Source organism: Micromonospora sp. NPDC049359 (assembly GCF_044466585.1).
In the GTDB taxonomy this organism is placed as follows: domain Bacteria; phylum Actinomycetota; class Actinomycetes; order Mycobacteriales; family Micromonosporaceae; genus Micromonospora.
This window is the reverse complement of sequence record NZ_JBITMW010000011.1, coordinates 152062-179014: the sequence shown is the minus strand read 5'-3', so window position 1 is coordinate 179014 and position 26953 is coordinate 152062. Positions and strand designations below refer to the sequence as shown.

Sequence of the window (26953 nt, the reverse complement as noted above, 5' to 3'; positions counted from 1 at the left end):
CCGGCGGCGACGCGGGTGGCGCGCCTGGGTGGCGGCCCGGCGGCGACGCGGGTGGCGCGCCTGGGTGGCGGCCCGGCGGCGACGCGGGTGGCGCGCCGCCGCCGGTGTGCCGGGCGCGGCTCAGTCGGAGAGACTGTGCAGATCGAGCCGACCTCGGGCGAAGGCGTCCACCCGCCCCCAACGGCCCGGAATGTCCAGGACTTCGATCCGGCCCATCCCGACCGGGAGACGCGGCTCGACCGCCAGGTGCCCGTCGTGCGGTTCGAGACCGAGCATGGTGCGCAACAGCAGCAGCGGCGTACCCGTCGACCAGGCCTGCGGACTGCATGCCGTGGGGTACTCGACCGGGAACTTGGTCAGCTCCCGCGGGTAGCCGCCGAACGCCTCCGGTAGCCGCCCGTCGAAGTAGGTGGCCGCGTCGAGGATGCCGTTGGCGATGGTGGCGGCCTCCTCGGCGAACCCGTAGCGACGCAGGCCCCAGGCGATGAACGAGTTGTCGAACGGCCAGATCGTGCCGTTGTGGTAGCCGATCGGGTTGTACCGGGCCTCCCCCTCGGCGAGCGTGCGCACCCCCCAGCCGGAGAACAGTCGCGGCCCGACCAGGTGCGCCGCCAGCTTTTCGGCCCGCGCCGGATCGACGATCCCGCTCCACAGCAGGTGACCGATGTTGGAGCTGAGGATGTCGCACTGGCGACCGTCCGGGTCCAGGGCCAGCGCGTAGTACTCGCCGTCGGCCACCCACCAGTCCCGGTTGAACCGCTCCTTCAGCTCCGCCGCCTCCCGCTCCAACTGGTCGGCGAACTCCGGGTCGTCCCAGAACTGACGGGCCATCCGCGCCGCGCGGACCTTCGCGTCGTACGCGTACCCCTGCACCTCGCAGGTGGCCCGGGGAAACGGCGGCAGGGTGCCGTCGGAGTAGGAGATCGAATCCCAGGAATCCTTCCAGCACTGGTTCTCCAGGCCGGTCTCGGTGTTGCGGCGCTCGTACCAGATGTAGCCGTTGCCGACCAGGTCGGCGTAACTGTCGATCCACTTGAGCGCAGCCCGGGACTCCTGCTCCAACTCCTTGACCAGCGCCACGTCCCCGCTCCACCGCTCGTACTCGTCGAGCAGCACGAGGAACAGCGGAGTCGCGTCCACCGAGCCGTAGTACGGCGAGTGTGGCTGCTCCTCGAAGGCGGCGGTCTCGCCGTACCGCATCTCGTGCAGGATCCGTCCCGGGTCCTCGTCCCGGAAGTCGTCGAACCGGCTGCCCTGGAGGGACGCGAGGATGCGCAGCGTCGTCTTCGACAACTGCGGCGTGAACGGCAGCGTCTGGAGGCAGGTGAGGATGCTGTCCCGGCCGAACATGGTCATGAACCAGGGCAGACCGGCCGCGGGCAGGGTCGCGCCCCCGAGCGACAGCGGCGAGAAGCGCAGCGCCGCGAGGTCGATCAGGCTGCGCCGGTAGGTGCTGGCAACCCGTCCGTACTGACTGTTGACCTTCGGCGCGTCCGCGATCCACTGCTCCAGGTCGTGTTGCAGGGCCAGCCGCTCGCCGCCGTGCACGCGCAGACCCATCCGCAGGTCCCGGTCCCCTGGGCCGACCGCGCGCGTCTGCACGTCGATCTGCGCCTCCCACTGCTCATTCGGTTCCAGGCGGACGGTGTACGCGAAACCCCGGTTGTCGTAGCGCGGCGACATCGACGAGGAGATGATCGTTTCGCGCCGGAAGTTGCCCCGGCGGTAGCCCAGGCGCAGCTTGTCGGCCTCGACCTCGGTATAGATCTCGCCCTTCTTGTTCAGGATCTCGTCCTTGACCTGGAACAGGTCGGCGAAGTCGGCCGCGGCGTCCATCCGGATCTCCAGATCGACCGCCTTCTCGTCGTGGTTGAGGATGGTGAGCCGCTCGCAGAAGCTGCCGCCGACCGCGCGCTCGCGGATGATCGACAACTTCGCGTCCACGTAGTGGGTGGCCATCCCCGGCACGAGGAAGAACCGGGACTCGAAGTACTGCAGGTCGTCGTACGAGAGCGAGTTGAGGCGTTCACCGTTGACGCTCAGCACCCACGTCGACAGGAACCGGGTGTCGAGGGAGAAGAGCCCGGTCGGTTCGCTCGGCGTCGCCTCGATGTCACCGGTGTCCTCACAGACGACGAATGTGCTGCCGTCCAGGATCCGGATCGTGTTGCTCTGCCCCATCACCGCACCTCCCCCGCGAATCGGCGACGCGGCCCACGGGCGTCCGGCGACCCGGGGAAGATCCGCTCCACCTGCACCACCAGCCGGGCGTCCCCCGACACCGTCATGTCCCCACGCAACAGCGCCGCCAGGCCGTGCTCACGGCCGGCCGCTATCTCGTCGAACAGCATCGGGCTGGCGCCGATCACCGTGTCGGCCTCGCTGTCCTCCTGGCTCACGTTGAGCCGCCCACGGTCGATTTTCAGCAGCCAGTGCCGGGTCTGTGCCCCCTCGTGCAGGTCGATCCGCAGTGTCCCGGAGGTCTTCGCCAGCAGAGGCTCGTACCCCCGCCGGTCCAGCTCCTCGAAGAACCTCGTGGTCGCGTCCACCATCGGGTCCACTCCTCCCAGTCGGCCGGGCCCCGGCGATCACACCCCGCGCGCCACGCGTCGCGCGATGCACGTCCCCGCACGGGTCCCCCGACCCCAGCAACCCAACCTCGCCCAAATAGGGTGACCGCCCCCGCTCCCCCTCCCCTCCTCCCCTCCCCACCCCCTCCACCCCTCTGCCCTTCCGCCCCGGTGATCAAGAGGTTCGCGTCACCGTTCTCGGCGTGTCGTGACGCGAACCTCTTGATCACCGGGGCGAGGCGGACCGAGGGCGGGCTGGGGGCCGGCCGGGGGCGGGCTGAGGGCGGGAGGGGGCGGGTGGGGGTGGGGGTGGGGGGTAGGGGGCGCCGGCCCTTCCGGGATGGGAGGGCCGGCGCTCTTGTGCTGCGTGCGTCAGTTGTTCGGCTCGTCGGCGCTGATGTCGGCCAGCACCGACTGCGGCTCACGCTCGACCGCGAGGTCGCCCATCGAGACCAGGCCGATCAGGCGGCCCTCGTCGACCACCGGCAGCCGGCGTACGGCGTAGGTACGCATCAGGTCAGCGGCGGACACCGCGTCGTCGTACTGGCTCACCGTGATCACATCGCGGCTGGTTATCTGGTTCAGCCGGGTCGAGCCCGGGTCCATGTTCTCCGCGACACCCCGGACCGTGATGTCCCGGTCCGTGACGATACCGACGACACTGTCGCCATCGGTCACCACCACGTCACCAATGGCGCTGTCGCGCATCTCCTGCGCGGCGGCGATCAGCGTGTCGTTGCCGTCCATCGTCACCAACCGGGTCGTCATGAACTCTCCGACCGTTGTCATGGTGCTCCCCTCTCGGTGTCGGCACGGCCCGTCTACCCGCCGCTCCGCAGGGGGTAACACCATCGGTCGACCGGCTATCCGGGTGGCCGACGCAGGCGGCACGGACAGCAGAGACCACTGCTGGTCAGGGTGTAGAACATCGGCAGCAGCGGGAAGGTGCCGCGGGGCAGCGAGCCTCGGCGACGCCGCCTACCGTGGACGAGGTGCTGACGGGTGAGCGTGAGCTGCGGGAGCTGATCGGCGGCAACGCCTGGCTGACCCGGGCACTGACCGTGGTCCGCGACTCCGGCCTACCCGACGCCTGGATCGGCGCGGGCGCCCTGCGCGACCTGGTCTGGGGCGAGCGGTACGGCGACGGGTTCGACCCGACGACCGTCCGTGACGTGGACGTGGTCTTCTTCGACCCGGCGAGGTTGTCCCGCGAGGACGACCAGCGGGCCACCGACCGTCTGGTCGCCGCCTGGTCGGCTGCACCGTGGCAGGCGCGCAACCAGGCGGCGGTACACACCTGGTACGCCTCGAAGTTCGGCGGTGACCCGATCGCGCCGTACCGGAGCGTCGCCGAGGCGGTGGCCACCTGGCCGGAGTACGCCACGGCCGTGGCCGTGCGCCTGGCGGCGGGTGGTGAGCTGGAGGTCTGCGCCCCGTACGGCCTCGCGGACCTGCTCGGCGGGGTGTGGCGGCACAACCCGGCCCGGGTGGACGTCGCGCGGTCCCGACAGCGGCTGGCCCGTCACCGGCCCGCGCATCGCTGGCCCGGGGTGACCGTGGTCGAGCCGGGCTGAGCCGGCAGCCGCCGGCGATCCCTCAGGAGCGGGGCGGTATCCCGTACATCCGCTCCACGTGCAGGCGCAGCACCAGCCGCTGCTCGGCAACCATGGCGCTGCGGTATTCGGCCCAGTCCGGGTGCTCGCCGCGCAACGACCGGTAGAGCCCGACCAGTTCCTCGACCGTGGCGTCCTCGACGTCGGCCGCCGTGGCGGTCAGCTCGGCACGCCCCTCGACGACCGTGTACGCCCAGCCGTCCTCGCTGCTGACGTGGAAGCTGGCGCGCGGGTCCCGACGGAGGTTGGCGGTCTTGGCCCGGCCGTCGGTGACGGATACCCGGATCAGGCCGGCAGCGGGATCGAACGAGTAGACCACCGTGGACAGCTGCGGTCGCCCGTCACGTTTGATGGTGGCGAGGACGCCCATCGAACGACCGGCGACCAGGTCGGTCAACGCCTGCTGGTTGGGATTCTCCGGCACAACTTCCTCCAGGTGGCGCGGTCGGCTTCGTCCATCCAAACACGACCGGCGCGGTCCCGCTCCCGATGTGCCGGCGCCCATCACCGACTGCGGGCCCGGACCGTGACCGGCCGGGCCCGCAGGGGACGGTGATCCTCAGCGCCGTTCGGCGGCGACCAACTCGGCGAGCTGTACGGCGTTGAGCGCCGCGCCCTTGCGCAGGTTGTCGTTGGAGCAGAACAGCGCCAGCCCGTACTCGACGGTCTCGTCGGCGCGGATGCGACCCACGTAGGTCGGGTCCTGCCCGGCGGCCTGCAACGGCGTCGGCACGGCGGTGAGCGCGACGCCGGGCGCGTCGGCCAGCAGCTCGTGGGCCCGCTGCGGCGTGATCGGCCGCGCGAAGCGGGCGTTGATCTGCAGCGAGTGGCCGGTGAAGACCGGCACCCGGACGCAGGTGCCGGAGACCTTGAGGTCGGGGATCTCCAGGATCTTGCGACTCTCGTTGCGGAGCTTCTGCTCCTCGTCGGTCTCGAACGAGCCGTCGTCGACGATCGAGCCGGCCAGCGGCAGCACGTTGAAGGCGATCGGCTCGGCGAACGAGCGCGGCGCGGGGAACTCCACGGCCGACCCGTCGAAGGCCAGAGCCGAGGCGTGCTCGGCGACCTTGCGGACCTGCTCGTCCAGTTCGGCGACGCCGGCCAGCCCGGCGCCGGAGACCGCCTGGTACGTCGAGATGACCAGGCCGATCAGACCGGCCTCGGCGTGCAGCGGGCGCAGCACCGGCATCGCGGCCATCGTCGTGCAGTTGGGGTTAGCGATGATGCCCTTCGGGCGGTCGGCCGCGGCGTGTGGGTTGACCTCGGCGACCACCAGTGGCACCAGCGGGTCCATCCGGAACGCCGACGAGTTGTCGATCACTACGGCGCCGGCCTCGGCGACCCGGGGAGCCAGCTCCCTGGCCGTGCCCTTACCTGCCGAGAAGAGCACGATGTCCAGCCCGGAGTAGTCCGCCGTCGCGGCGTCCTCGACGGTCACCTCCCCGTCGCGCCACGGCAACGTACGCCCCGCGGAACGCGCCGAGGCGAACAATCGCACCTGCTCCGCGGGGAACTCCCGCTCCGCCAGCACCTGCCGCATCACGCCACCGACCTGGCCGGTGGCCCCCACAATGCCGATCCTCATGCCCCGGAGGCTACCCACCCCACCCCCGAAACCGGGACCCCTTTCCCACCTCCCGGGTCCCACCTCACACCGGACCGCGCCCGGCACGTTGATCAAGAGGTTTGCGTCAGGAAGCGCGTGCAATCCGACGCAAACCTCTTGATCAACGCGTCTACAGCAGGTGTAGGTCTCCTAGGGCTGCGGACTCCAGGTCTTCTCGGATCACTGCCGCGTCGCCCTCGACCACCAGGGTCAGCGCGTCGGTGTGCAGGTGGGTGGCCGCTGCCGCCGACACCTGGTCCACGTCGGCGTTGAGCAGTTCCTCGCGCAGCCGGGCGTGGTAGTCGTCCGGCAGGTCGTGCACCACGAGCGTGGTCAGCGCCGACGCGATCGCCCGAGGGCTCTGCAACTCGACCGAGAGCTGCCCGGCCCGCCAGGAACGGGCCACCGCCAGCTCGTCCTCGGTCACGCCGTCCGCCTGCGTACGGGCGATCTCGCCCACCGCCTCGACCAGGGCCGGCGTGGTGACCGCGGTCTGCACGCCCGAGCTGACCGCGAACCGGCCGAACCGGCGGGACGAGGCGAACTCGCCCCGGATGCCGTACGTGTATCCGCGCACCTCGCGGATGAGGTGGTTGAGCCGGGAGGTGAACGCCCCGCCGAGGACCGTGCCGGCGAGGGTCATCGGTACGTGGTCGGGGTGCGCCCGGTGCGGCGACGGGTGACCGAGCCGCAGCGTGGACTGCACCGAGCCCGGCCGGTCCACCAGGATGATCCGCCGGCCGGCGCGCAGCGGCACCTCGACCGGACCGCCGCGCTCGGCCGGACCGCCTCCGGTGCCGGCGAACGCCGCGGCCGCCAGCGCGTCCAGGTCGATCCGGTCCAGGTCACCGGCGACGACCAGGGTGCCGGGCCGCAGGAACCACTCGGAGTGGAAGACGGTGATGTCCTCCACGTCCAGGGCGGCCACCGAGTCCGGGTCGCCGTACATCGGTCGTCCCCACCGCGTGTCGGCGCCGAACAGGTCGGCGCGCAGCGCGGCGTCGGCGCGCGGACCGGGGTTGGCCCAGTCCATGCGCAGCGCGTTCGCCTCGTCGTCGCGGACCCGCCGCACGTCGGTCGGGTCGAGCCGGGGCGTCCGGACGGCCTCGGCGAGCAGTTCCACGGCGGCGGTCAACCGGTCCACCGGGACCTGCACGCTGACCTGGAACGAGTCCCAGTCCAGCCCGGTCACCAGTTCGGTGCCCAACGCCTCGATGGCCAGCGCGTACGCGGTGGCGTCCCGCTGCGCGGTGCCCTCCTCCATGGCCTTGGCGAGGACGCCGCCCAAGCCCTCCTTACCGGCCAGCTCGCGGCCGGCGCCCGCGTCGAGCAACAGCAGCGCGACGGCGAGGTTCTGCCCGGGCAGGTGCGCGGCGACCACCTGCCCGCCGCCTACCGCGCGGCGGACCACCGGCGGGAACCGGTACGGGCGAGCGGCACCCGGGCCGGGACGGTCGGTGATCAGCGTCATGCGGTCTCCTCGGGCACGTAGGTCAGGGTCACCCGGTCGGCGGCGCCGAGCACCTCGGCGGCCGTCTCGGCGATCTGCTCGGCGGTCACGGCGAGCCAGGCGGGCAGCCGGTCGGCGGCCCGGGCAGGGTCGCCGAACTGGGTGGCGTACCGGCCGAGCGTGTCCGCGCGGCCGTCCACCGTCGACATCTGCCGCCACCACGCGGTGCTCAGCAGCGCCTTGGCCCGGTCCAGTTCGGCGGCGGTGACCGGCACGGTGGCCAGCTCGTCGACGACCTCGGCGAGCCCTTCGGTCAGCCGTTCGGCGCTCACCCCGGGCCGGGCCGTGGCGGTGGCGATCAGCGGCGCGGGCGCGTGCGCGAGGTCCACCCCGTACGCGCCGACCAGGTCGGGTTGGGCGATCCGCTCGCCGTCGGCGAGCCGCTGGTAGAGGCGACTGCCCCGACCGCTGCCGAGGACCGTGGCGAGGACGGTGAGCACGTCGTACCCGGGGGTGCCGAACGGGTGGCCGCGGTGCGCGACGTAGACGCGCGGCGCGGGCACGTCGGCGCTCACCGTCTCCACGGCGGGCTGCCCGGTCGCCGGGACGCTGCGGCCGTCCGGGGCGGCGGGGATGTCGTCGCGGGCGGGCAACGCGCCGAAGTACTTGTCGGCCAGCGCGAACACCTCGGCGGCCGTGGCGTCGCCGACGACGGTGAGCACCGCGTTGTTCGGCGCGTAGTACATCTCGTGGAACGCCTGGAAGGTCGCGAGGTCGGCGGCGTTCAGGTCGGCCATGGAACCGATCGTCGAGTGGTGGTACGGGTGCCCCGGCGGGTAGAGCAGCGGCAGCAGCCGCAGCCAGGCGTCCCCGTACGGGACGTTCTCGTAGCGCTGCCGGCGCTCGTTCTTGACCACCTCGCGCTGGTTGTCCAGCGTCTCCTGGGTGAGCGCCGGGACGAGCCCGCCCATCCGGTCGGCCTCCAGCCAGAGCGCCAACTCCAGGTGTTCGGCCGGGACCGTCTCGAAGTAGTTCGTCCGGTCCGGGTTGGTGGTGGCGTTCAGCGAGCCGCCGGAGCCCTGGATCAGCTTCATGTGTTCGGTCTTCGCCACGTTCACCGAGCCCTCGAACATGAGGTGTTCGAAGAGATGGGCGAAGCCGGTCTGCCCGGCCGGCTCGTGCCGGGATCCGACGTCGTACCAGAGGTTGACGGCCACCGCGGGCGCGGTGCGATCCTCGCTCACCACCACACGCAGGCCGTTGTCCAGTCGGGACGTCTCGATGGGCCAGGGGTAACCACTGTCGGGCATGGCACGACGCTATCCGATCTCGCGGACGGAAAGGTGACGTGCGGTGCGTCGGCGAGCCGACCCACCCGCCCGCATCGAGTCCGCCGCTCGGGGTACCGCAGGGGGTATGACCCGACCGACCCCACGCCGCGCCGCCCGCGCCGTCGAACGCGCGAGCGCCGCGCTCGGCCGCCTGCGCCGCGGCCGGTTGCTGCATCCGGCGGGCGCGTCGTTCTCCGCCCTGGTGACGATCTGGGGTACGCCCGGACCGCCCGTCGGGGTCGGCCTCCTGGACGACCCCGGTGAGTACGCGGGCACGGTCCGCCTGTCCCGGGGGACGCCGACGCCGGGCGGGTGGCCGGACGTGCTGGGTTTGGCCCTGCGCGTGCACTCCGGCCAGGGGCGTCCGTTCGACCTGCTGGTCAGCTCCAGCGGGGCGGCTTCGGTGCTGCGGAACCTGCCACTGCCCCGCCGGGGGTTCTCCGGGACGTACAGCACGATCATGGGCTATCGCGCGGGTCGTCGCCGACTCTGGTTGGCCGCGTTGGCCGACCCGGAGGCCGTCGACCTCGGTCGTACCCTGTCCGCCGTCACGGCCGCGGCCCGGACGGACGCGCCGCGCCTGGTGCTCGCGGTCGCGTCCGCCGTGGGGCCGTGGCGGCCGGTCGGCCAGGTCGGCATCGGCGTCCCGCTGGACGCCCGCCAGGACGCCGCGCTCGCGTTCGACCCGGTGCGCAACCTGCCGGCCGGCCTGCGGGCGGCCGGTCCGCTCGGCTGGCTGCGCGAGCAGACCTACCGGGGGTCACGCCGGGCCCGCGGCGCGACGGTTCAGTCCGGCGGCTCGACGGCCACCACGGTCTGACCCGAGGTGCGCCGTTCCAGCACCGTGTCGGGGGCCGCGTTCTGGTCCGCCTCGCGCAGGTCCGATTCGGCGAGGATGGCCTCCGCCTGCGCCTGCGGATCGTCACTGCCCGCGGCGACCTCCTCGGGAAGGAGGTGGTGGGCGCGGGACTCCGCCCGCTCCTGATCGCTCTGCTCGTCAGTCATGGCACCCCTGTTACCCCGGGCCCGACCTTCGCACGCGGTGTTCACGCCGCATCCTGGGACGAGGGACGGGCGAGCCCGGCCCGGTCGGGTAGGCTGGCCCGGTGATGAGGACGTATCCATGGTTTAGGCAGCCGGCTGGCACGCCGGTGACTTCACCATGATCTGACGTCACCACGGACCGAGCCGGCCGGGCAGGAGCTGTCGTTCCCGCCCCTCTGCGTACGAGCAGCCGGCTCGTCCCGGGCACCGGCCCCGGGCACGGTCGGCGAAAGGATGCCCACCGTGACGACCCCGGAGACCGATCGGGTCAGCGACCAGCGGATCGACCGCGTCGTGCCGCTGACCACACCCGCCCTGCTGCACCACGAGTTGCCCCTGGACGCCCCGCTCGCCGCGGCCGTGTTGAACGACCGCCGCGCGGTGAGCCGCGTTCTCGACCGCGAGGACGACCGCCTGCTGGTGGTGGTCGGCCCGTGCTCGGTGCACGACCCGGCCGCCGCGCTGGAGTACGCCGAGCGCCTGCGCGCCGCCGCCGACCGGCTCGCCGACGACCTGCTCATCGTCATGCGGGTCTACTTCGAGAAACCCCGCTCGACGGTCGGCTGGAAGGGTCTGATCAACGACCCCGGGCTGGACGGCAGCGGCGACGTCAACACCGGCCTGCGTCGAGCCCGTGCGCTGCTGCTCGACGTCCTGCGCCTCGGCCTGCCGGTGGGCTGCGAGTTCCTCGACCCGATCACCCCGCAGTACATCGCCGACACGGTGGGCTGGGGCGCGATCGGCGCCCGCACCGTGGAGAGCCAGGTGCACCGGCAGCTCGCCTCCGGCCTGTCCATGCCGATCGGCATGAAGAACCGCCCCGACGGCAGCATCGGCACGGCCGTGGACGCGATCCGCGCCGCGGGAGTGCCGCACGTGTTCCCGGGCATCGACTTCTCGGGCACCCCCGCGATCATGCACACGCGGGGGAACACCGACGGTCACCTGGTGCTCCGTGGCGGCGGCGGTCGACCCAACTACGACGCGGCGTCGGTGGCGGGGGCGCTCGACCTGCTCCGGGCCGCCGGGCTGCCCGAGCGTCTGGTGATCGACGCCAGCCACGCCAACAGCGGCAAGGACCACCGCAACCAACCACTGGTCGCCGCCGACGTGGCCGCCCAACTGGCCGCCGGCCAGCGCGGAATCACCGGCGTGATGCTGGAGTCGTTCCTCCTGCCCGGCCGGCAGGACCTCGATCCCACCCGCGAGCTGGTGTACGGCCGTTCGGTGACGGACGCCTGCCTCGGCTGGGACGACACCGCCGAGGTGCTCGCCGCACTGGCCACCGCCGTGCGCGCGCGCCGGGCCACCCTGCCCACCGCCGCCTGAGGGTGTGACGGCCGGCACTGCGGTGCGCGGAACACGAGTGGGTGCGGCCTGGTTAACTGAGGTGTCGGTGTGCTCAGTGTCCCCGGGCCTCACCTAAATAGCCCTCGCGGAATACCGTTCGGCTGGAGCCGCGTCGCGCCACTCGCCGAGAGGCGACCTACACACCGACACCAGCGCCGCCCCCGGCTCACGAGGCCGGGGGCGGCGCTGTCGGTAGGCACGGGGCAGGCGCAGGGCGTGACGTTTGACCGATTCCGGCCCGGGTAGCTGACCAACGTGACCGACGACGCATCCGTGGCCGACGAGCCGGACACCCGGGCCCTCGACGACCTGCTGGACGACATCTTCCGGGGCCAGGAGCGCATCCAGCAGGCGGAGATCTACCGCCAGGCGGTCGCCGCCGAACTCCCGCCGGACCTGCTCGCCCGCATCGACGCGTTGCCCGAGGGCGAGTACGCGGTGGACGAGGCCAGCGACCTGCTGGGTGGCAGCGTCGCCTGAGCGGAACGAGCGCAGCCAGCGAGCCCAGCGACGCGAAGGGACGACACCATGACGCACCACGAGAACCACGAGGAGAAGGTCCCGGCGCTGGGCCAGCCGCCGGAGGGCACGGACACCACGCCCGAGCCGGACTTCGCCAACGAGCACGACCGCACGGCGGTGGACCGCGACATCATCACGGGCGCGGACGAGGACGAGCGCGAGCCGGAGTCGCCGCACGGCTGGTCCGGCATGCAGCGGTGACGCGTACGACAGGAGGGGGCCGGCAGATGCCGGCCCCCTCCTCGCGTCTGCTCGTCAGTCGTCGTGTCCGCCCTCGGCGGCCTGCTGGGCCGAGGCGTACGCCATCTGGAGGAAGTCGGAGGCTGCCACGGCGGTGAGCGCGGTCGCCACCAGACGCGTCAGCCGGGGGGCGAGCACCAGTCCCCCGGTGAGCCCCGTCGCCACCCAGACCGCCAGGCAGAACGGGCAGCTCAGCAACTCGCCGATGGCGTGCCGGGTGGAGCTGCCCGAGTCGCGGACCTGCTCCATCACCTCGCCGCTGCCGATCGGCCGGTCGTATCGGGTGAACGGGGCCCGCAGCGGGCTGGTCACCGCGTCCTTGGACAGCAGCCGGCTGAGCTTGTGCGTGGCGATGGAGAGGAGCACCACATCGGCGACGGCGGGACGCTCGGGTACCGGCCGCCCGGTCACCTTGACCAGGCCGGCGAGCGCTCCGGTGACGCCCGCGTAGGTGCCCATCGCCGCCAGGTAGCCGCCGAGCGGTCGATGCTCGTGCGGCGCGTACGCCCGGCGCAGCCGCGCCACCCTCTGTCGCAGGCCAGTGTCGGTCACCGGTCTCCTTCCATGTCGTCGTGGTACGAAAGTTCCGAACGGTCGGCGTGTCTCAACCGGCCTGCAGGTTGTCGGCGACCTCGCGGGCGAGGTTGGCCAGCGCCTCGTCGGCCAACTGGTCCGGGTCGGCACCGGAGCCGTCGGTCAGGTCGAGCTGGATCCGCGCGCCGCCGGAGTCGGCCGGATCCACCCGGATCTCGGCTGCCCAGTCGGCGTCACCCCAGCGGGCCCGCAGTTCCTCCCCGCTGACCTCGGCCGGAGGGCTCCCGTCGGATCGCAGTGGCGCGGGCAACCAGGCCGAGGCTCGGGCCGGGTCGGTGGCCGTGTTGAAGACCACCTCGGGCGGCGCGGACATGCCACGCACGGCTCGGGCCGCCATCAGGCGTCCCGCAGACGGCTCGGGTCGACCTCCCGGCCCGGGTGGCGCGCCAGGTACTCGGTCTCCAGATCCGCCGTGCGCCGCAGATGGTTCGCGAGCGCGGAATCCGCCGCGTGCCGCAGCGTGTCCAGCCGGGTGCGGTGCAGGCTGTGCATCTCGCGGATCAGATCGTCGTCGGTCAGCTCCGTCGGGTCGACGCCGACCGCGTCGCCGTCGAGTTCGGCGCCCCCGGGGTCGGCGAAGTGGTCGCCGTCCCACTCGGGCACCCGCTGCTCCGGGCTCATCTCCGTACCGCCGCTGGACGCAAACCCGTCCTCGCGTACCGATCCGGTCATCATCGCCCCCCTGGTCTCGTTTGGGCTGGCGCCTAGACGGATGCCCACCCCGGGTGACACCAAACCATCCCGTCCGCGCGCCAGCTACGACACCGTGTCGGAGAGCGCCGCCGTCCCCGGTACCCTCGACGCCATGAGGTGGCTCTGGACCCCGGCGTGGATCGCACGTCACGTGGCCATGGTCGTGCTGGTCGGGAGCTTCCTCGGGCTGGGCTGGTGGCAGATCAGCCGGGCCACCGCCGGCAACAACCTCAGCTGGGGGTACGCCGTCGAGTGGCCGATCTTCGCCGGCTTCGTGGTGTACGTCTGGTGGCGCGAGGTGCGGCTGGCCCGGCGCGGCGCGCAGGGCGGCACGGTGTCTCCCGGCGCTCCGGCCGACGAGCCGGCCCCGGCCGCGAGCGCCGACTCCCGACCGGCGGTACGCCGACCGGTGCGGGTGACCAGGGCGCCGGTCGACGCGACGCTCGGTGACGACGCGGCGCTGGCCGCGTACAACGACTACCTGTCATGGTTGAACGCCAATCCGGGCGCCCGGCCCGGTGACTATCCCGGCTGAGCCGGGCCTGAAGAAGGACGGACGAAGTGGGCGCAGCCCTTACTCGGTACCGCGTGATCGCCTGGATCGTGGGCGTGGTGCTGATCCTGCTGGTCGTGATCGGGATGCCGCTGAAGTACGCGTTCGACAACCCGACGGTGGTGGAGACCGTCGGCCCGGCGCACGGCTTCCTCTACATGATCTATCTGGTGGCCGCGTTCGACCTGAGTCGCCGGGCCGACTGGCCGCTGAAGCGGATGCTCCTGGTGATGCTGGCCGGCACCGTGCCGTTCGTCTCGTTCTACGCCGAGCGTCGCGTCACCGCCTGGCTCGACCGGCCGGCCACCCGTACGCCGGAGCCGGTCGCCGGCTGACCGGGGGCCCTGAGGGCTGTCCGATCAGCGGTTCGGCCGCCAGGGGTCGGCCGAGGCGACCGGGTCGACCCAACCGCCGTACCGGTTGACCTCCCGGGCGCGCAGCAGCGCCCGGGTGACCTGACCGAACTGCCGCTCGTCGTCGGCGCTGAAGAGCAGCACCTCCGCGCCCCGGTGCCATCCCCACAGCTCGTACGGCGGTGGCCGCCAGCGGTCACCGACGAGGGCGAGGGTGGCCGGCAGCAGAAGGACCGCTCCGAGGATGAGGTACGCCCCGGCGGTCAACCGCTGTAGGCCGCCACTGAAGCCGAGGAGCAGGCCGACCACGCCGATCATGGAGGCGGTGGTCACGACGGCCCGGACGGCGATCCGGTCGTGCGGCCCTCGGGTGGTACGCAGGTTGGTCAGGTCGGGGATGCGGTAGCTGGTGCGTCCGACGGTGAACCGGTCGACGGTGACGATGATGCCGGGTCGCGCGTAGAGCAGCGTGGACCTGGCACTGGGCACCGTTCGTTGCGGTCGCGTCGTTGCGCCTTCACGATTCACGGATCCTCCCGCGGGTGCGGTCTGTCGGGTCGGATCCCGTGACCACCGGCGTGAGCCGCCGATGACGGGATTCCCGGCCCCGGGCTCCATTGTGTTGGGGCACCGCCACTGCACCTGGGCATTTACGGCAGCGGACGGCTCACCCGTCCGGGCGACATCGTCGCGAAACAGCATCCATTTCACCTTTTATCGGGTATGGCGCGCTGTTAACCGGCGGCATGCGCCGGGAACGACGAAAGTCGCATATCGGTCAAAATCGCAAGCAAAAGCGCCGCAGAAGCCTTCACCCCCGTGTCGGCGGCCCCATTGACGCTGTGGTTCCGCAGTGGCACTTCCTGCCACTTGGTCAACATTCGCCCCTGCTTCAACTGCGCAGCACAACCGTCCCGGGTTAGGTTGGGCGAGCCGGTCCGGCCCAGTGTCGTCCACCCGGACGACCCCGGCCGGTGTCGCCGAGGGCGTCAGCAGCCCCGTCGGCGGCCGTGGGAGAGGAGCCTCTCGCTCTTGTCATCCCTGAGAACCCTGCTGCGTACCGTGGCGCTGGTCGGCCTGTCGGCCGCCCTGATCGCCCCGACGGCGGCGGCGCACGCCGAGCCGTCCCCCGCCGACCTGACCCGCCGGATCGAGACGTCCTCGGCCGAGCTGGAGCGGGTCGTGGAGTCGTACAACAAGCTCACCGAGGACATCAAGGTCAACAAAGCAGCGGTGGCCCGATTACAGGCCCGCATCGGCCCGCTCGAACAGCAGGCCGAGCAGAGCCGGGCGGACGTCGCCGCACTCGCCAACACCGCGTACCGAAGCGGCGGTCTGCGTACCGCCGACGCGCTGCTCCGGCCCGGCGGCGCCGCCGCCATGCTGGACCGGCTCGGCACCCTCGACCAGCTGACCCGACAGCGTCAGGAGCGCATCTCCGGCTTCACCGACAACCAGCGGCGACTGCTCGACGAGAAGAATCGGCTGGACGCCACCCTGGCCCGGCAGGCCGCCCAGGCCCACGAGTTGGCGGCGGGCAAGACGCGCATCGAGAAGGACCTGGCCGAGTTGTACGAGCTGCGCCGACAGGCGTACGGGGCGGCCACCGAGCGGCCCGCGCCCAAGGCGACCGAGGCCGAGGCCCGAAACGTACCTGCGATCGCCGGAGATGCCGGCGCGGCGGTGCGCTACGCCTTCGGCGCGATCGGCAAGCCGTACGTCTGGGCAGGTGAGGGGCCGGGCGGCTACGACTGCTCCGGGCTCACCCTGGCCGCCTGGCGGGCGGCCGGACGATCGCTGCCACACAGCGCGCGGATGCAGTGGGGGGCGGTCGCACACATCGGCCGAGGCGATCTGCGACCCGGAGACCTCATCTTCTACAGCGGTCTGGGGCACGTCGCGCTCTACGTGGGCGACGGGCAGGTGATCGACGCGCCGAGCGCCGGTCGCAACGTGCTCAAGCGCGGCATGAACATGATGTCGATCCACGGGTACGGCAGGGTCCGCTAGACGGTGAACGGCCGGCGTCCCCCTATCGGACGCCGGCCGTTCGCCGTCATTACTACCAGGTCAGGCTGCCTGCAGCCCCTCGGCCCGAGCCAGCTCGCGGAGCCGGCCGAGGGCCTGGATCTCAAGCTGCCGGATCCGCTCGCGGGACAGCGAGAAGCGGGACGCGACCTCGGTCAGCGAGTGCTCGCGGCCGTCCTCCAGGCCGTAGCGGGCCCGCATGATGCCGGCGGACCGGTCGTCGAGGTGGTTGAGCAGCCCCTCGATGCGCTGCCGCTCGAGGCCGCTCAGGACGATGTCCTCCGGGGACGGCGCGTCGCTGTCGGCGACCAGGTCACCGAGGTTGGTGTCGCCGTCGTCGCCGACCGGGGTGTCCAGCGAAACCGTGTCCTGCGACCAGCGGCGCAGCTCGTTGACCCGCTCGACGGTGACCCCGAGCGATGCCGCGATCTGCTCCGGCTCCGGGTCGCTGCCCAGCTCACGGGTGAGTTGCCGGGTCACGTTGCGCATCCGGTTGACGTCCTCCACCAGGTGCACCGGCAGCCGGACGGTGCGCTCCTGCTGGGCGATCGCCCGGCTGATGGCCTGACGGATCCACCACGTGGCGTAGGTGGAGAACTTGTAGCCACGCTCGTAGTCGAACTTCTCGACCGCTCGGACGAGGCCGGTGTTGCCCTCCTGGATCAGGTCCAGCATGGGCATCCCCGAGCGTACGTAACGACGCGCGATCGACACGACCAGTCGCAGGTTGGCGCGGATGAAGAGGTCCTTCGCGCGCTCACCCTCGGCGACCAGCCGATCCAGGTCGGCCCGGTCGACACCGTCGGGAACGGCATCCTCGCCGAGCAGGTGCTCGGCGTAGAGGCCCGCCTCGATCGCCTTGGAGAGATCGACCTCCTTGGCGGCGTCCAGCAGTGGCGTCCGGGAGATCTCGTGCAGGTAGACGCCGACCAGGTCACGCTCCTCGGCGACCTCGTCGGTTCGCATGCCAATGTTCTTGTCCACGTTGCCCACGGTCCCCTCGCTCGCGCCGGTTGCCCGGTTCCTTGCCATTCCCCACGTCCGGTCAGCCCTGGTAACTTCTGCTGTGCCCACCGGTGCTGACACCTACACAACAGATGAGACGTGTCGGGTGTTCCATTTCGTGAGTCGAAAGTGTCACGAATGCCTGAGTAGTTGCTGAGAGCACGGTCCATGTTTGCTGTCAGCACCCGCCGGGTGGCGCGCCGCTGGGCACCTCGGACGGGTTGGCGGATCGACGAATCGCCGATCGCCCGCACCATAGGCAACACCGCCCGCCGCGCTGACACAGCGACCCGGGTCACCACCGCGCTGCGATCCTGGTCACTGCCAGATACGCAGCGGTGGACCGGTCGGTTCATCCACGAGGTGTTATTACCCTCCGCCCCGATGAACAATCCGGAGCCCCGTTCGCTTCCCGGGTGGGGCGCGCTCAGGAGGCGAGCAGCGCGAGGGCCCCGCGTACCTGGTCGGCGGAGCGGGCGAGGGCGGCCCGCGCGGCGGTCACCTCGGCCCCGGAGACCAGGGTGACGAGCGCCGTCTTCAGGTCGCCGTCGGCCTCGCCGAGGGCCCGCCGGGAGACCTCCTCGGAACACCCGGTCGCCTCGACCAGGATCGAGATCATTCGGCCCCGGAGCTTGGCGTTGGTGGCAACCATATCGATCATGAGGTTCGAGTAGACCCGCCCCAGGCGCACCATGACGGCGGTCGAGAACGCGTTCAGCACCAACTTCTGCGCCGTGCCCGCCTTCATCCGGGTCGACCCGGTGACCACCTCGGGTCCGGTGTCCACCCCGATGAACACGTCGACCGACCGAGCGGCCTCCGCCTCCGGATTCGCGCAGAGCAGCACCGTCGAGGCGCCCGTGGAGCGGGATGCGGCGAGCGCCCCGAGGACGTACGGGGTGCGTCCGCTGGCCGCCAGACCGACCACGAGGTCACCGGCTCGCACACAGCCGGCCGCCTCGATCGCGCCGCCCCGGTCGTCGTCTTCGGCGTCCTCGACGGCGCGCAGCATGGCGTCCGGGCCGCCGGCGAGGTGGGCGCAGAACCAGTCCCGGGGCGAGTTGAAGGTGGGCGCAAGTTCGGCCGCGTCGAGCACGCCCAGCCGGCCGGAGGTGCCGGCCCCGAAGTAGTGCACCCGGTGGCCGCCGCGCAGCGCCGCGACGGCCAGGTCGACCGTCGCGGCGATCTCGTCGAGCACCGCGGCGACCGCCGCCGGCACCCGTCGGTCGGCGTCGTTGATCACGGTGAGGACGTCCCGGGTCGACATCAGGTCGAGGTCGACGCTGAGCGGGTTACGCCGTTCGGTGGGCGCGGCCACCCGGACCGTGGGGCGGGTGGGTGGTGCTGCCTTGTCCTTGTCCGGCTCGACCGAGCCGGGCGTCATCCCCGCCTCCGGCTCGCGCCCACCCGGTGCGACTGGACCGCCTCGGCGGTCGCCTCGAGGGCCTTGCGGGCCCGGGACCGGTTGCGGGCGGCCACCCCGACGAAGAGGCAGTCGACGACGGTGAGCTGCGCCAGACGGCTGGCCGTGGCACCCGAGCGGTAGGTCGTCTCGCGGGCCGCGGTGGTCAGGACGAAGTCGGCGACCTCGGTGATCGGCGAGCGCGGGAAGTTGGTCAGCGCCACGGTGCTCGCGCCACGCGTCCGGGCCTGTTCCAGCACCTCGATCACGTCCGAGGTGGTGCCGGTGTGCGAGATGCCGATCGCCACGTCGCCGCGACCGAGCAGGGCGGCCGAGGTCAGCGCGGTGTGCACGTCCGGGAAGTAGAAGGCGATCCGGCCGATGCGGTGCAGCTTCTGCTGGAAGTCCGAGGCGACGAACCCACTGGCCCCGGCGCCGTAGATGTCGATCCGGCCAGCGCCGGCGATCGCCTCGACGACCTGCTCGCAGACGGCCGGGTCGAGCTGTTCGGCGGTCTCCTCGACAGCTCGTGCGTCGTTGAACGCGATGGTGGCGATGATCTGGGCGAGATCCGCGCCGGGCGGGATGTCACCACCGACGACCCGGGCGTCCGGAGGTTCGACGCGACGGGCGGCCTCGGCGGCGAGCCGGATGCGCAGTTGCGGGTAGCCGTCCATCCCGACCGACCGGCAGAACCGGATGACGGTCGCCTCCGATGTCTCCGCTGCGGTGGCGAGGTCGGTGATGGTCCTCCGCGCGGCGGCGGCCGGGTCGGACACGACAAGTCGGGCGACCCGCTGCTCGGCGGGCGACAGCGACGGCAGGAGCCCGCTGATGTGGACGATCAGTCCACCAGGCTCGTGACTCGCAGAAATCTTCGGACTCTTCGCCACGGGTGAAACTTACTTTCACCAAGCGTGAGCGTCAACCATCACCGTACGTGGTGGGAAAGTGTCGACGATCCGGATCACGCCATTCGCACAGCGTGCCACGCACCCAGGACCGCCGCCTCATCCGCCGGGTCGAGTCCACCCTGCGGTACGTCACCCGGGTCGGCCCTCATCCAGGCGGCCGTCACCCGAACGGTGTCGGCGAGCGGACGGACGACCAACCCGGCGGCCAGCGCCGCGGAGACGTCCCGGTCCATCAGGCCGGCGAACTCCGGCAGCCGTACCCACAGGGGCAGTGCCCGCTCCCCCCACCACTCGCGTACGTCGTGCTCGCGCAGGAAGTCCTGATCCACCCAGGTGAGACGGGGATCCTCCACGCCCAGCCCGGCGGCCACCCCGGCCAGCAGCTCCGCCCGGGACATCGTCGGCCCGTTCCCGTCGTACGTGCCGCTGAGCCGGGTGTCGCCGGCGTGCAGCAGCCAGCCGGCCAGGTCCTCGACGTCCACGAACTGCACCCGGTCGGTCGGCTCCCCCGGCGCGAGAATTTCGCCGCCACGGGCCAGCCGTCGCACCCAGTACGGGAAGCGGTTACTCGAATCCTCGGCTCCGACGATCAGCCCGGCCCGGCAGATGAACGACCTGTCCACGCCCATCCGCTCGCGGACCAGCTGCTCGATGGCGACCTTGCACTCGCCGTACCAGCGGAAGTCCGGGCCCGGTCCGTCCACGTCCGACGGCGGAGGCGGCAACACCGGCGCGTTCGCCGCGGAGAGACCCGGGGTCGTGTTGTCCGCGTACACCGACATCGTCGACACGAACGACCAGTGACCGACGTGGTCGGCCAGCGCGGCGAGCGCGTACCGGGCGTGGCTGATCTGGCGCGTCACGTCCACCACGGCGTCGAAACCCTGACCGGCGAGCGGCGTCAGCGCCGCCGGGTCGTCGCGGTCCACCGACACGAACCGCGCCCCCTCCGGTACGGCGCCGGACACGCCCCGCGCCGCGCAGGTCACCTCATGCCCCCGCGCGACGGCGAGCCGAGCCACCGCCCGACCAAGAAACCGGGTACCCCCAAGAACCAGAATCCGCGCCATGCCCCGATCCTGCGCCGCCCCACCCCGAAAAACCCACCCCCTCTGCTCTCAGCAGACACACCACCCGGGGCGGGGTGGGGGTTAGCGTTTGGGGATGGTGGGGCGGAGTGTGGTGGTGACCGGTGGGGGCGGCGGGTTGGGCGGCGCGGTCGTTGCCTCCTTTGTCGAGGCGGGCTGGCGGGTGGTCGTACCACGAAGGGGTGGGCCCGCCGGGTCGGAGCCGGCGGCGGACGGGCTGGTCTCGCTCGGCGCGGACCTGACCGAGCCGGCGGACGTGGCGCGGGTGGTCGAGGCCGCCGCGGCCGATCCGGCGGCGCCGCTGCGGGCGGTGGTGAACCTGGTCGGCGGGTACGCGAGCGGCGGCCTGGTGCACGAGACACCGGTCGAGGAGTTCGAGCGGATGCTCACCGTCAACCTGCGCCCCACGTACCTGGTCACGCAGGCCGCGCTGCCGCACCTGGTGGCGGCCGGAGGCGGCGCGGTGGTGTGCGTCTCCGCCCGCGCGGCGGTCAGCCCGTTCGCCGGGGCGGCCGGTTACGTCACGGCCAAGGCCGCGGTGCTGGCCTTCGCCAACGCCGTCGCGGTGGAGTACCGCTCGCGCGGGGTCCGCTGCAACACCGTGCTGCCCAGCGTCATCGACACCCCGACGAACCGGGCCGCGCAGCCCGACGCCGACCACGCGCGGTGGGTCAGCCCGGCCGAGATCGCGCCGGTGATCCGTTTCCTCGCCTCGGCGGACTCGGCGCCGACCAGCGGGGCCACCGTTCCGGTCTACGGACGCGCCTGAACCAGCAGCGGCACGTCGCCGGGCCCGGCCTGATCCGGTGTCGGTGGCGTCCCGGTCGACGGCCGCGCCGGGTCGGGTCGGATGTCCGACGGCAGCCAGGACGACAGGTGGGCCTGGATCTGCTCGGTCACCTCCTCGGCGGGCCGGCCCGCGTCGACGAGTACGAAGCTCGGGTACTCGGGCAGGGTCCGGTAGGCGGTGTCCGCCGCGGTCAACCAGCCCATCGACTCGTGGTCGGTGCCGCGCTCCTCGATGCGCCGGTAGGCCTCCGCCGGGTCGACGGCGAGCAGGAAGGTCACCTGCGGCGTCGGGAACAGCCGGTAGCCGGCCCGCGCCAGTCGTTCCCAGCGGTGCCCGCCGTGGGCGCGGATGCTGGCGTACTGGCAGGCCGAGTAGCGGTCCATGACGGCCGTCCGGCCGGTGAACAGGCAACCGAGCAGGGCCGCGGCGATGGCCAGCCAGCGCAGTACGGACTCCACCGCGAGGACGCCGTCGCGCCCGACGAGGCGTTGCGCGTCCGGTAGGCCGAGACGGTGGGCGAGCCGCCCGAGCCAGCGACGCCCGCTGGCGTTGCGGCGGTACGTCGCGGGGCGGCCGGCCGCGTTGAGCGCGTCCGCCAGTCGGTGTGCCTGAGTGGTCTTGCCCGAGCCGTCGATGCCGATCAGAGCGACGGTGCGCAACCGGGCCTTGCGGCGTCGCGTCCCCGATGGTCTGGCCACCCTCGACAGGTTATCCGACCGATGCCCGCCTCCTGCGATCTTTGTTCCCGTTTGCTCCGGTTGGCACCCGCCCGCGACCAGAGCAGGTGTGGGCGACCGGAATGCCGGGTACGGGAGTTCGAATCCAACCGCCTGTCCACCACGACACGACCGACGGGAGATCCAGATGGCTGAGCGCGGGGACGAGAGTCTGGTGCACACCCTGAAGAAGGTCGCCGCCGTGCTCAAGCAGTCCGAGATCCCGTTCGCCCTGGGCGGCAGCTTCGCCGTCTATGCCCACGGCGGCCACTCCAGCGACCACGACGTCGACTTCCTCATTCGCGAGGCCGACGTCGAACGGTCGCTGGAGGCGCTGGTCGCCGCCGGCTTCCGCGCCGAGCGACCGCCGGAGGACTGGCTCGTCAAGGTCTTCGACGAGGAGCGGATGGTGGACCTGATCCACCGGCCCATCGAGACGCCGGTGACCGAGGAGACGTTCGCCGACACCGTCGTACGGCCGGTGGACGCCATCCACATGCCGGTCCTGTCCGCCACCCAGCTCATGGTGCACAAGCTGCTCAGCTTCTCGCAGCACTACTGCGACTTCGCCCGCGGCCTGCCGCTGGCCCGGTCGCTACGGGAGCAGATCGACTGGGAACGGGTACGCAAGGAGACGCAGCACTCGCCGTACGCCGAGGCGTTCCTGGTGTTGCTGGACCGGCTGGAGGTGGTGCCGGAGCCCGGCACCCCGGCAGGAGAGGAGACACCGTGACGAACGATCAGGCCGGTGGCGCGGCGCCACCCGACGAGTACGTCGAAGCGGAGATCCAACGGTCGCTCACCGAGGATCCGGCCGTCGCCGAACAGGGGATCACCGTCATCCGACGCGATGACGTCCTGGTGCTTTACGGCGAGGTGGAGAGCCCGCACCGGCGGGAGGAGATCCTGCGTCTCGTGGCGGAGCGTTTCCCGGACGTGCCGATCACCAGCGACATCGGGGTGATCCGCGTCCAGGCGCCCACGGAGATCGAGCAACTGCCCTGAGGGAGGTTTCATGGTGATCCGGATCGCCGCCGTGGGCGACGTGCATCTGGACGAGGACGTGGTCGGCCGGTTCCGCCCGGCGCTGGAGGAGCTGCCGGAGTGCGCCGACGTGCTGCTGCTGGCCGGCGACCTGACCCGGCACGGCACCGAGGCCGAGGCGCGCTGCGTCGCGCAGGAGTTCGGTGGGCTCGCCGTACCGGTGGTCACCGTGCTGGGCAACCACGACCACCAGTGTGATCAGGTGCCGCAGGTGGTGAAGGTGCTCGAGGACGCGGGCATCACCGTACTGGAGGGCAACGGCGTCGTCCTGGACTGTGCGGGCGGCCGGCTCGGCATCGCGGGGGTCAAGGGCTTCGGCGGGGGTTTCGCCGGCCGGTGCGCGAGCGACTTCGGCGAGCCGGAGATGAAGGCGTTCGTCCGGACCACCAACGAGAGCGCGGACCGCCTGGGAGAGGCCCTGCGCTCGCTGGAATGCGACATGCTGGTCGCGCTCACGCACTACGCCCCGGTCCCGGACACGCTGGTCGGCGAGCCGCTGGAGATCTACCCGTTCCTGGGGTCGTACCAGTTGGGGCAGGCGATCGACTCGGCGCCGACCGCCCTGGCCCTGCACGGGCACGCGCACGCCGGAACCGAGCGCGGCATGACCCCGGGCGGGGTACGCGTCCGCAACGTGGCGCACCCGGTGATCAAGCAGGCGTACAGCGTCTTTCATGTTGGGGATCAACTCGACACGGAGCAGGTTTCCCCGATCGGAGGGTCGGGTATTCAGAGGTCATGGAGCTGATTCTCTGGATTCTCGCAGTCGTACTCGTGGTCGCCGGCATCCTCGCGCTGTTCCGCCGGCAGATCCTGTGGGGCATCGTCCTCATCGTCGTCGGGCTGCTCGTCGGCCCGGGTGGTGTCAGCATCTTCAATTGACGCTCGTACCCCATAACCACATCCTCACGAACACCGGGACCCGTCGGGGTCGCCGCGACCGGAGCTTCGTCCTCCCGACAGAAGCACCGGCCGCAGCGGCCCCGGCGCTTTTTTTTGGGTTTGACCGGACGCCGGGCGGAAACATCTCGACGATGGAGACATCTCGCGAGGCAGGGCCGACCTCCGGTCGGCGGTCGCGCTGGGCGCTCGCCGCCTTCGCGGCGGCGGTCTTCGTCGCGGCCGCGATCGGCGGGCTCGGTGTGCGGGGCACCACCGACGAGTACGCGAGCCTGCGCCAGCCGGACTGGGCGCCGCCGTCGTGGCTCTTCGGCCCGGTCTGGACGGTCCTCTACGCGCTGATCGCGGTCGCCGGTTGGCTGGTCTGGCGTCGGGTCGGCTTCTCCCCCGCCCTGTGGGCCTGGTCCGCCCAACTCGTGCTCAACGCCATCTGGACGCCGCTGTTCTTCGGCGCGGGTCGGTACGGGCTGGCGTTCGCCGAGATCGTGGTGATGTGGCTGGCGATCGGCCTCACCGTGGTGCTCTTCGCCCGGGTGTCCCGGGTCGCGGCCGCGCTGCTGCTGCCGTACTGGGCGTGGGTCACCTTCGCCGCCGCGCTGAATCTGTCGATCTGGCGGCTCAACGCCTGACCGCCCGACCGGTCTCCGGCGGGTCACCCCGCCGGAGACCACCAGAGGTCAGCAGCGGGGCACGTTCGGGATGTATCCGTCGTAACCGGTGTAGACGTACGCGTCGGCGATGTAGCGGCCGCTACCGATGCGGTCCCAGATCGAGCTGGTGCCGTAGGTACCGGTGACGGTGGTGCCGCTGGTCTGGCAGGAGATGGTCACCCGGGTGCCGTCGGCGACGGTGCCCACCGAGGCGTACCCGGTGCCGGGGCCGGAGCGGACGGTCAGCGGCGTGCCACTGGTGTCGACCGTGCCGTTACCGCTGCCCGACGAGCAACCGTTGTCGCTGGTATAGGTCTTGGTCCCCCAGTACAGGCCGAGGGTGCCGTTGAACCGGACCTGCACGTCGTTGCCGTTGAGGCGCTGCTCGTAGTGCAGGTGCGGGCCGGTGGACCCGCCGGTGCTGCCGACCCAGCCGATCACCTTGCCGTACCCGACAGTCTGCCCGACCGAGACGTTGAAGCCGTTGAGGTGGGCGTAGTAGGTCGTGTAACCGCCACCGTGGTCGATCCGGACGTACTTGCCGTAACTGGTGCCGCCGAGGTCGGTGACCCGGTCGACCGTGCCGGGCGCGCTCGCCACCACCGGGTCGCCCAGGTCGTCGGTGCGATTGAAGTCCACGGCGTACGCCGGGCTGTGGTCCGACCGGGTCTGTCCCGACCAGGCTTGACCGCACGGGAACGGCACCTTGAAGCTCGGCGCGGCCAGGGCCGGGCTCGCCGGCGCGACGGCCCCTCCGACGAGCAGGCCGGTCACCAGCAGGCTGATCCACCGCTTACGCATCCAGCTCCTCCTATGTGCAAAACCTTCGATGAGGTGCCTCCAGCCTGACAGAAATCGCCAGTCTCCGGAAGAGGCCGGATCTGCGCCCGGGAACGCGCCCAGCCGGCGGACACGAGGTTTCGGGATTGTTACTCGCTCGTGTCTGACAGGGGGTGGACCAGACCTGATGCAAGCGCTTACATGTGTGCACGCCCAATCGGACCGGCGCGGGTCACCAGCGGAGACCACGCCGGCTAGGAAGGAGGACGGCATGGCGGTCTTTACCAGACCACGCCAGGCCTTCGTGATCGCCGGTGTACTCGGGCTGGCGTTCAGCGCCACCGCTTGCGGTACCGGCAATGACAAGAAGAGCGACAAGGCGGGTTCCGCCGAATGTGCCCCGTACGAGAAGTATCAGGGCAACGACGGCAAGAAGGTCTCGATCTACGCGTCCATCCGTGACGCCGAGGCCGACCTGCTCGAGCGTTCCTGGTCGCAGTTCACCGACTGCACCGGCATCGAGATCGCCTACGAGGGCAGCGGCGAGTTCGAGGCGCAGCTCCCCGTCCGGGTCGACGGCGGTAACGCCCCCGACATCGCGTTCGTGCCCCAGCCGGGCCTCGTGAAGCGGTTCGCGGACGCCGGCAAGCTGAAGTCCCTCGGCGCCGACACCAAGACCATGGCCGAGCAGAACATGCCGGCCGACTGGCTGAAGTACGGCACCGTCAACGGAACGCTCTACGGCGTGCCGCTCGGCGCGAACGTCAAGTCCTTCGTCTGGTACTCCCCCAAGACCTTCAAGGAGAAGGGCTGGGAGGTTCCGACCACCTGGGACCAGCTCATCGCGCTGAGCGACAAGATCGCCGCCAGCGGCATGAAGCCGTGGTGCGTGGGCGTCGAGTCCGGTGACGCCACCGGCTGGCCGGCCACCGACTGGATCGAGGACGTGATCCTGCGGACGCAGGGCCCCGAGGTCTACGACCAGTGGACCACCCACGCCATCCCGTTCAACGACCCGAGGATCGTCGACGCGGTCGACCGCGCCGGCAGCATCCTCAAGAACGAGAAGTACGTCAACGGCGGCTTCGGCGGCGTCAAGAGCATCACCACCACCGCCTTCCAGGAGGCGGGTCTGCCGGTGACCACCGGCAAGTGCGCGATGCACCGGCAGGCGTCGTTCTACGCCAACCAGTTCCCCGAGGGCACCAAGGTGGACGAGAACGGGGACGCGTTCGCGTTCTACTTCCCGACCATCGACCCGGCCAAGGGCAAGCCGGTCCTGGGCGCTGGCGAGTTCGTCGTCGCGTACGCCGACCGTCCCGAGGTGCAGGCGGTGCAGACCTACCTCGCCTCCGGCGAGTACGTGAACAGCCGCGCGAAGCTCGGCAACTGGGTCACGGCGAACAACAAGCTGGACATCGCCAACGTGGCCAGCCCGATCGACAAGCTGTCCGTCCAGATCCTGCAGGACAAGACGGGCACCTTCCGCTTCGACGGATCCGACCTGATGCCGGCCGCCGTCGGCGCGGGGACGTTCTGGAAGGGCATGATCGACTGGCTGAACGGCAAGCCGACCGCCCCGGTGCTCCAGGGCATCGAGAGCAGCTGGCCGAAGTGATCACGGCGGTGGGGCCGGGGGGGGGGGGGGGGCCGGGCCCCCCCCCCCCCCCGCCCCCCCGGGGGGGGGTGTTTTGTTTTGCATGGACCCCCCGCCCCC

At 71.4% G+C, this 26953-nt stretch carries 33 protein-coding genes; 15 read left to right on the top strand and 18 right to left on the bottom strand.

Annotated elements, in window-relative coordinates:
- Window positions 1–120: 120 nt before the first annotated feature.
- From ACIBTX_RS24485 to ACIBTX_RS24475, 3 genes are all read right to left on the bottom strand, one after another.
- A complete protein-coding gene (locus ACIBTX_RS24485; protein ID WP_357133678.1) occupies window positions 121–2181 on the bottom strand; it encodes a glycogen debranching N-terminal domain-containing protein in 2061 nt (686 codons plus the stop codon).
- Window positions 2181–2552, bottom strand: coding sequence for an SCP2 sterol-binding domain-containing protein (locus ACIBTX_RS24480; RefSeq protein WP_355052240.1), 372 nt, complete (start codon window positions 2550–2552; stop codon window positions 2181–2183). The genes ACIBTX_RS24485 and ACIBTX_RS24480 overlap by 1 nt, the downstream gene beginning before the upstream one ends.
- 390 nt (window positions 2553–2942) lie before the next feature.
- Entirely contained in the window at window positions 2943–3359 is a 417-nt protein-coding gene (locus ACIBTX_RS24475; RefSeq protein ID WP_355052239.1) for a CBS domain-containing protein, read from the bottom strand.
- A gap of 203 nt (window positions 3360–3562) precedes the next feature.
- On the opposite strand from ACIBTX_RS24475, the gene ACIBTX_RS24470 reads away from it, so the two are divergent.
- A complete protein-coding gene (locus tag ACIBTX_RS24470) occupies window positions 3563–4144 on the top strand; it encodes a nucleotidyltransferase family protein (protein ID WP_357134802.1) in 582 nt (193 codons plus the stop codon).
- Window positions 4145–4166: 22 nt separating this feature from the next.
- Here ACIBTX_RS24470 and ACIBTX_RS24465 read toward each other — a convergent pair whose 3' ends face one another.
- From ACIBTX_RS24465 to ACIBTX_RS24450, 4 genes are all read right to left on the bottom strand, one after another.
- Window positions 4167–4607 (bottom strand): PPOX class F420-dependent oxidoreductase, encoded by a 441-nt coding sequence (locus ACIBTX_RS24465; RefSeq protein WP_357134800.1) that lies wholly within the window; start codon window positions 4605–4607, stop codon window positions 4167–4169.
- A gap of 135 nt (window positions 4608–4742) precedes the next feature.
- A complete protein-coding gene (locus tag ACIBTX_RS24460) occupies window positions 4743–5768 on the bottom strand; it encodes an aspartate-semialdehyde dehydrogenase (protein ID WP_357134799.1) in 1026 nt (341 codons plus the stop codon).
- A gap of 151 nt (window positions 5769–5919) precedes the next feature.
- Entirely contained in the window at window positions 5920–7260 is a 1341-nt protein-coding gene (locus tag ACIBTX_RS24455) for a pitrilysin family protein (protein ID WP_357134797.1), read from the bottom strand.
- Window positions 7257–8549, bottom strand: a complete 1293-nt coding sequence (locus ACIBTX_RS24450; protein WP_357134795.1) for a pitrilysin family protein — start codon at window positions 8547–8549, stop codon at window positions 7257–7259. The genes ACIBTX_RS24455 and ACIBTX_RS24450 overlap by 4 nt, the downstream gene beginning before the upstream one ends.
- 106 nt (window positions 8550–8655) lie before the next feature.
- Between ACIBTX_RS24450 and ACIBTX_RS24445 the strand changes: the two genes are divergently transcribed.
- The gene (locus tag ACIBTX_RS24445) at window positions 8656–9390 is read left to right on the top strand and encodes a phosphodiesterase (RefSeq protein WP_363661574.1); all 735 of its coding nucleotides are present in this window, start codon (window positions 8656–8658) and stop codon (window positions 9388–9390) included.
- Here ACIBTX_RS24445 and ACIBTX_RS24440 read toward each other — a convergent pair.
- Window positions 9357–9575 (bottom strand): hypothetical protein, encoded by a 219-nt coding sequence (locus ACIBTX_RS24440; RefSeq protein ID WP_363661573.1) that lies wholly within the window; start codon window positions 9573–9575, stop codon window positions 9357–9359. The genes ACIBTX_RS24445 and ACIBTX_RS24440 overlap by 34 nt on opposite strands.
- Window positions 9576–9848: 273 nt before the next feature.
- On the opposite strand from ACIBTX_RS24440, the gene ACIBTX_RS24435 reads away from it, so the two are divergent.
- From ACIBTX_RS24435 to ACIBTX_RS24425, 3 genes are all read left to right on the top strand, one after another.
- Entirely contained in the window at window positions 9849–10943 is a 1095-nt protein-coding gene (locus tag ACIBTX_RS24435) for a 3-deoxy-7-phosphoheptulonate synthase (RefSeq protein ID WP_357174688.1), read from the top strand.
- Between the two features lie 267 nt (window positions 10944–11210).
- Window positions 11211–11444 carry a hypothetical protein gene (locus tag ACIBTX_RS24430; RefSeq protein ID WP_396833075.1) on the top strand — a complete coding sequence of 78 codons (234 nt, stop codon included), beginning with the start codon at window positions 11211–11213 and terminating at the stop codon, window positions 11442–11444.
- Between the two features lie 48 nt (window positions 11445–11492).
- Window positions 11493–11687 (top strand): hypothetical protein, encoded by a 195-nt coding sequence (locus ACIBTX_RS24425; protein ID WP_357174685.1) that lies wholly within the window; start codon window positions 11493–11495, stop codon window positions 11685–11687.
- Window positions 11688–11741: 54 nt separating this feature from the next.
- On the opposite strand, the gene ACIBTX_RS24420 is transcribed toward ACIBTX_RS24425, so the two are convergent.
- The 3 genes from ACIBTX_RS24420 to ACIBTX_RS24410 are packed head-to-tail and all read right to left on the bottom strand — an operon-like array spanning window position 11742 to window position 12995.
- Entirely contained in the window at window positions 11742–12278 is a 537-nt protein-coding gene (locus ACIBTX_RS24420; RefSeq protein WP_357134787.1) for a DUF1360 domain-containing protein, read from the bottom strand.
- A gap of 52 nt (window positions 12279–12330) precedes the next feature.
- Window positions 12331–12657 (bottom strand): hypothetical protein, encoded by a 327-nt coding sequence (locus ACIBTX_RS24415; protein WP_357134786.1) that lies wholly within the window; start codon window positions 12655–12657, stop codon window positions 12331–12333.
- Complete coding sequence (locus ACIBTX_RS24410) at window positions 12657–12995, bottom strand: DUF6158 family protein (RefSeq protein WP_357134784.1); 339 nt, start codon at window positions 12993–12995, stop codon at window positions 12657–12659. Before ACIBTX_RS24410 ends, ACIBTX_RS24415 begins: the two co-directional genes overlap by 1 nt.
- 130 nt (window positions 12996–13125) lie before the next feature.
- Here ACIBTX_RS24410 and ACIBTX_RS24405 point away from each other — a divergent pair, with 130 nt between their 5' ends.
- Both ACIBTX_RS24405 and ACIBTX_RS24400 read left to right on the top strand, forming a co-directional pair.
- Window positions 13126–13548, top strand: a complete 423-nt coding sequence (locus ACIBTX_RS24405) for a hypothetical protein (RefSeq protein WP_357174682.1) — start codon at window positions 13126–13128, stop codon at window positions 13546–13548.
- A 26-nt stretch (window positions 13549–13574) separates the two neighbouring features.
- A complete protein-coding gene (locus tag ACIBTX_RS24400; protein ID WP_355052224.1) occupies window positions 13575–13901 on the top strand; it encodes a DUF3817 domain-containing protein in 327 nt (108 codons plus the stop codon).
- Window positions 13902–13925: 24 nt separating this feature from the next.
- On the opposite strand, the gene ACIBTX_RS24395 is transcribed toward ACIBTX_RS24400, so the two are convergent.
- A complete protein-coding gene (locus ACIBTX_RS24395) occupies window positions 13926–14408 on the bottom strand; it encodes a DUF6232 family protein (RefSeq protein WP_357134781.1) in 483 nt (160 codons plus the stop codon).
- 543 nt (window positions 14409–14951) lie between these two features.
- On the opposite strand from ACIBTX_RS24395, the gene ACIBTX_RS24390 reads away from it, so the two are divergent.
- Window positions 14952–15929 carry an NlpC/P60 family protein gene (locus tag ACIBTX_RS24390; protein WP_357134779.1) on the top strand — a complete coding sequence of 326 codons (978 nt, stop codon included), beginning with the start codon at window positions 14952–14954 and terminating at the stop codon, window positions 15927–15929.
- Window positions 15930–15989: 60 nt separating this feature from the next.
- Here the strand turns inward: ACIBTX_RS24390 and ACIBTX_RS24385 are convergent, their stop codons facing one another.
- The 4 genes from ACIBTX_RS24385 to ACIBTX_RS24370 all read right to left on the bottom strand — a co-directional run bounded on the left by ACIBTX_RS24385 (window position 15990) and on the right by ACIBTX_RS24370 (window position 20338).
- Window positions 15990–16979 carry a sigma-70 family RNA polymerase sigma factor gene (locus ACIBTX_RS24385; RefSeq protein WP_355052221.1) on the bottom strand — a complete coding sequence of 330 codons (990 nt, stop codon included), beginning with the start codon at window positions 16977–16979 and terminating at the stop codon, window positions 15990–15992.
- Between the two features lie 400 nt (window positions 16980–17379).
- Window positions 17380–18336 carry an N-acetylmuramic acid 6-phosphate etherase gene (gene murQ / locus ACIBTX_RS24380; protein WP_357134777.1) on the bottom strand — a complete coding sequence of 319 codons (957 nt, stop codon included), beginning with the start codon at window positions 18334–18336 and terminating at the stop codon, window positions 17380–17382.
- On the bottom strand, window positions 18333–19247 hold the full coding sequence (locus ACIBTX_RS24375; protein WP_357134775.1) for a MurR/RpiR family transcriptional regulator: 915 nt from the start codon (window positions 19245–19247) through the stop codon (window positions 18333–18335). The genes murQ and ACIBTX_RS24375 overlap by 4 nt, the downstream gene beginning before the upstream one ends.
- A 74-nt stretch (window positions 19248–19321) precedes the next feature.
- Window positions 19322–20338, bottom strand: a complete 1017-nt coding sequence (locus ACIBTX_RS24370) for an NAD-dependent epimerase/dehydratase family protein (protein WP_357134773.1) — start codon at window positions 20336–20338, stop codon at window positions 19322–19324.
- A 94-nt stretch (window positions 20339–20432) separates the two neighbouring features.
- On the opposite strand from ACIBTX_RS24370, the gene ACIBTX_RS24365 reads away from it, so the two are divergent.
- Window positions 20433–21125, top strand: coding sequence for an SDR family NAD(P)-dependent oxidoreductase (locus tag ACIBTX_RS24365; protein WP_357134772.1), 693 nt, complete (start codon window positions 20433–20435; stop codon window positions 21123–21125).
- Here ACIBTX_RS24365 and ACIBTX_RS24360 read toward each other — a convergent pair.
- Window positions 21110–21844: a thymidylate kinase gene (locus ACIBTX_RS24360; RefSeq protein WP_357134771.1), complete on the bottom strand. Its 735-nt coding sequence runs from the start codon at window positions 21842–21844 to the stop codon at window positions 21110–21112. The two genes, ACIBTX_RS24365 and ACIBTX_RS24360, sit on opposite strands and share 16 nt — an antisense overlap.
- Here ACIBTX_RS24360 and ACIBTX_RS24355 point away from each other — a divergent pair.
- From ACIBTX_RS24355 to ACIBTX_RS24335, 5 genes are all read left to right on the top strand, one after another.
- Complete coding sequence (locus tag ACIBTX_RS24355) at window positions 21780–22595, top strand: nucleotidyltransferase (protein WP_357134769.1); 816 nt, start codon at window positions 21780–21782, stop codon at window positions 22593–22595. The two genes, ACIBTX_RS24360 and ACIBTX_RS24355, sit on opposite strands and share 65 nt — an antisense overlap.
- The gene (locus tag ACIBTX_RS24350; protein WP_357134767.1) at window positions 22592–22867 is read left to right on the top strand and encodes a hypothetical protein; all 276 of its coding nucleotides are present in this window, start codon (window positions 22592–22594) and stop codon (window positions 22865–22867) included. The genes ACIBTX_RS24355 and ACIBTX_RS24350 overlap by 4 nt, the downstream gene beginning before the upstream one ends.
- A gap of 10 nt (window positions 22868–22877) precedes the next feature.
- Window positions 22878–23654, top strand: a complete 777-nt coding sequence (locus ACIBTX_RS24345; protein WP_357174670.1) for a metallophosphoesterase — start codon at window positions 22878–22880, stop codon at window positions 23652–23654.
- The gene (locus tag ACIBTX_RS24340) at window positions 23645–23788 is read left to right on the top strand and encodes a GPGG-motif small membrane protein (protein WP_007464364.1); all 144 of its coding nucleotides are present in this window, start codon (window positions 23645–23647) and stop codon (window positions 23786–23788) included. The genes ACIBTX_RS24345 and ACIBTX_RS24340 overlap by 10 nt, the downstream gene beginning before the upstream one ends.
- Window positions 23789–23940: 152 nt before the next feature.
- Window positions 23941–24435, top strand: a complete 495-nt coding sequence (locus tag ACIBTX_RS24335; protein WP_357398970.1) for a TspO/MBR family protein — start codon at window positions 23941–23943, stop codon at window positions 24433–24435.
- A 48-nt stretch (window positions 24436–24483) separates the two neighbouring features.
- On the opposite strand, the gene ACIBTX_RS24330 is transcribed toward ACIBTX_RS24335, so the two are convergent.
- Window positions 24484–25257: a peptidoglycan DD-metalloendopeptidase family protein gene (locus ACIBTX_RS24330; protein WP_355052212.1), complete on the bottom strand. Its 774-nt coding sequence runs from the start codon at window positions 25255–25257 to the stop codon at window positions 24484–24486.
- Between the two features lie 250 nt (window positions 25258–25507).
- Here ACIBTX_RS24330 and ACIBTX_RS24325 point away from each other — a divergent pair, with 250 nt between their 5' ends.
- Window positions 25508–26854 (top strand): ABC transporter substrate-binding protein, encoded by a 1347-nt coding sequence (locus ACIBTX_RS24325; RefSeq protein ID WP_357134762.1) that lies wholly within the window; start codon window positions 25508–25510, stop codon window positions 26852–26854.
- Window positions 26855–26953 lie beyond the last annotated feature (99 nt).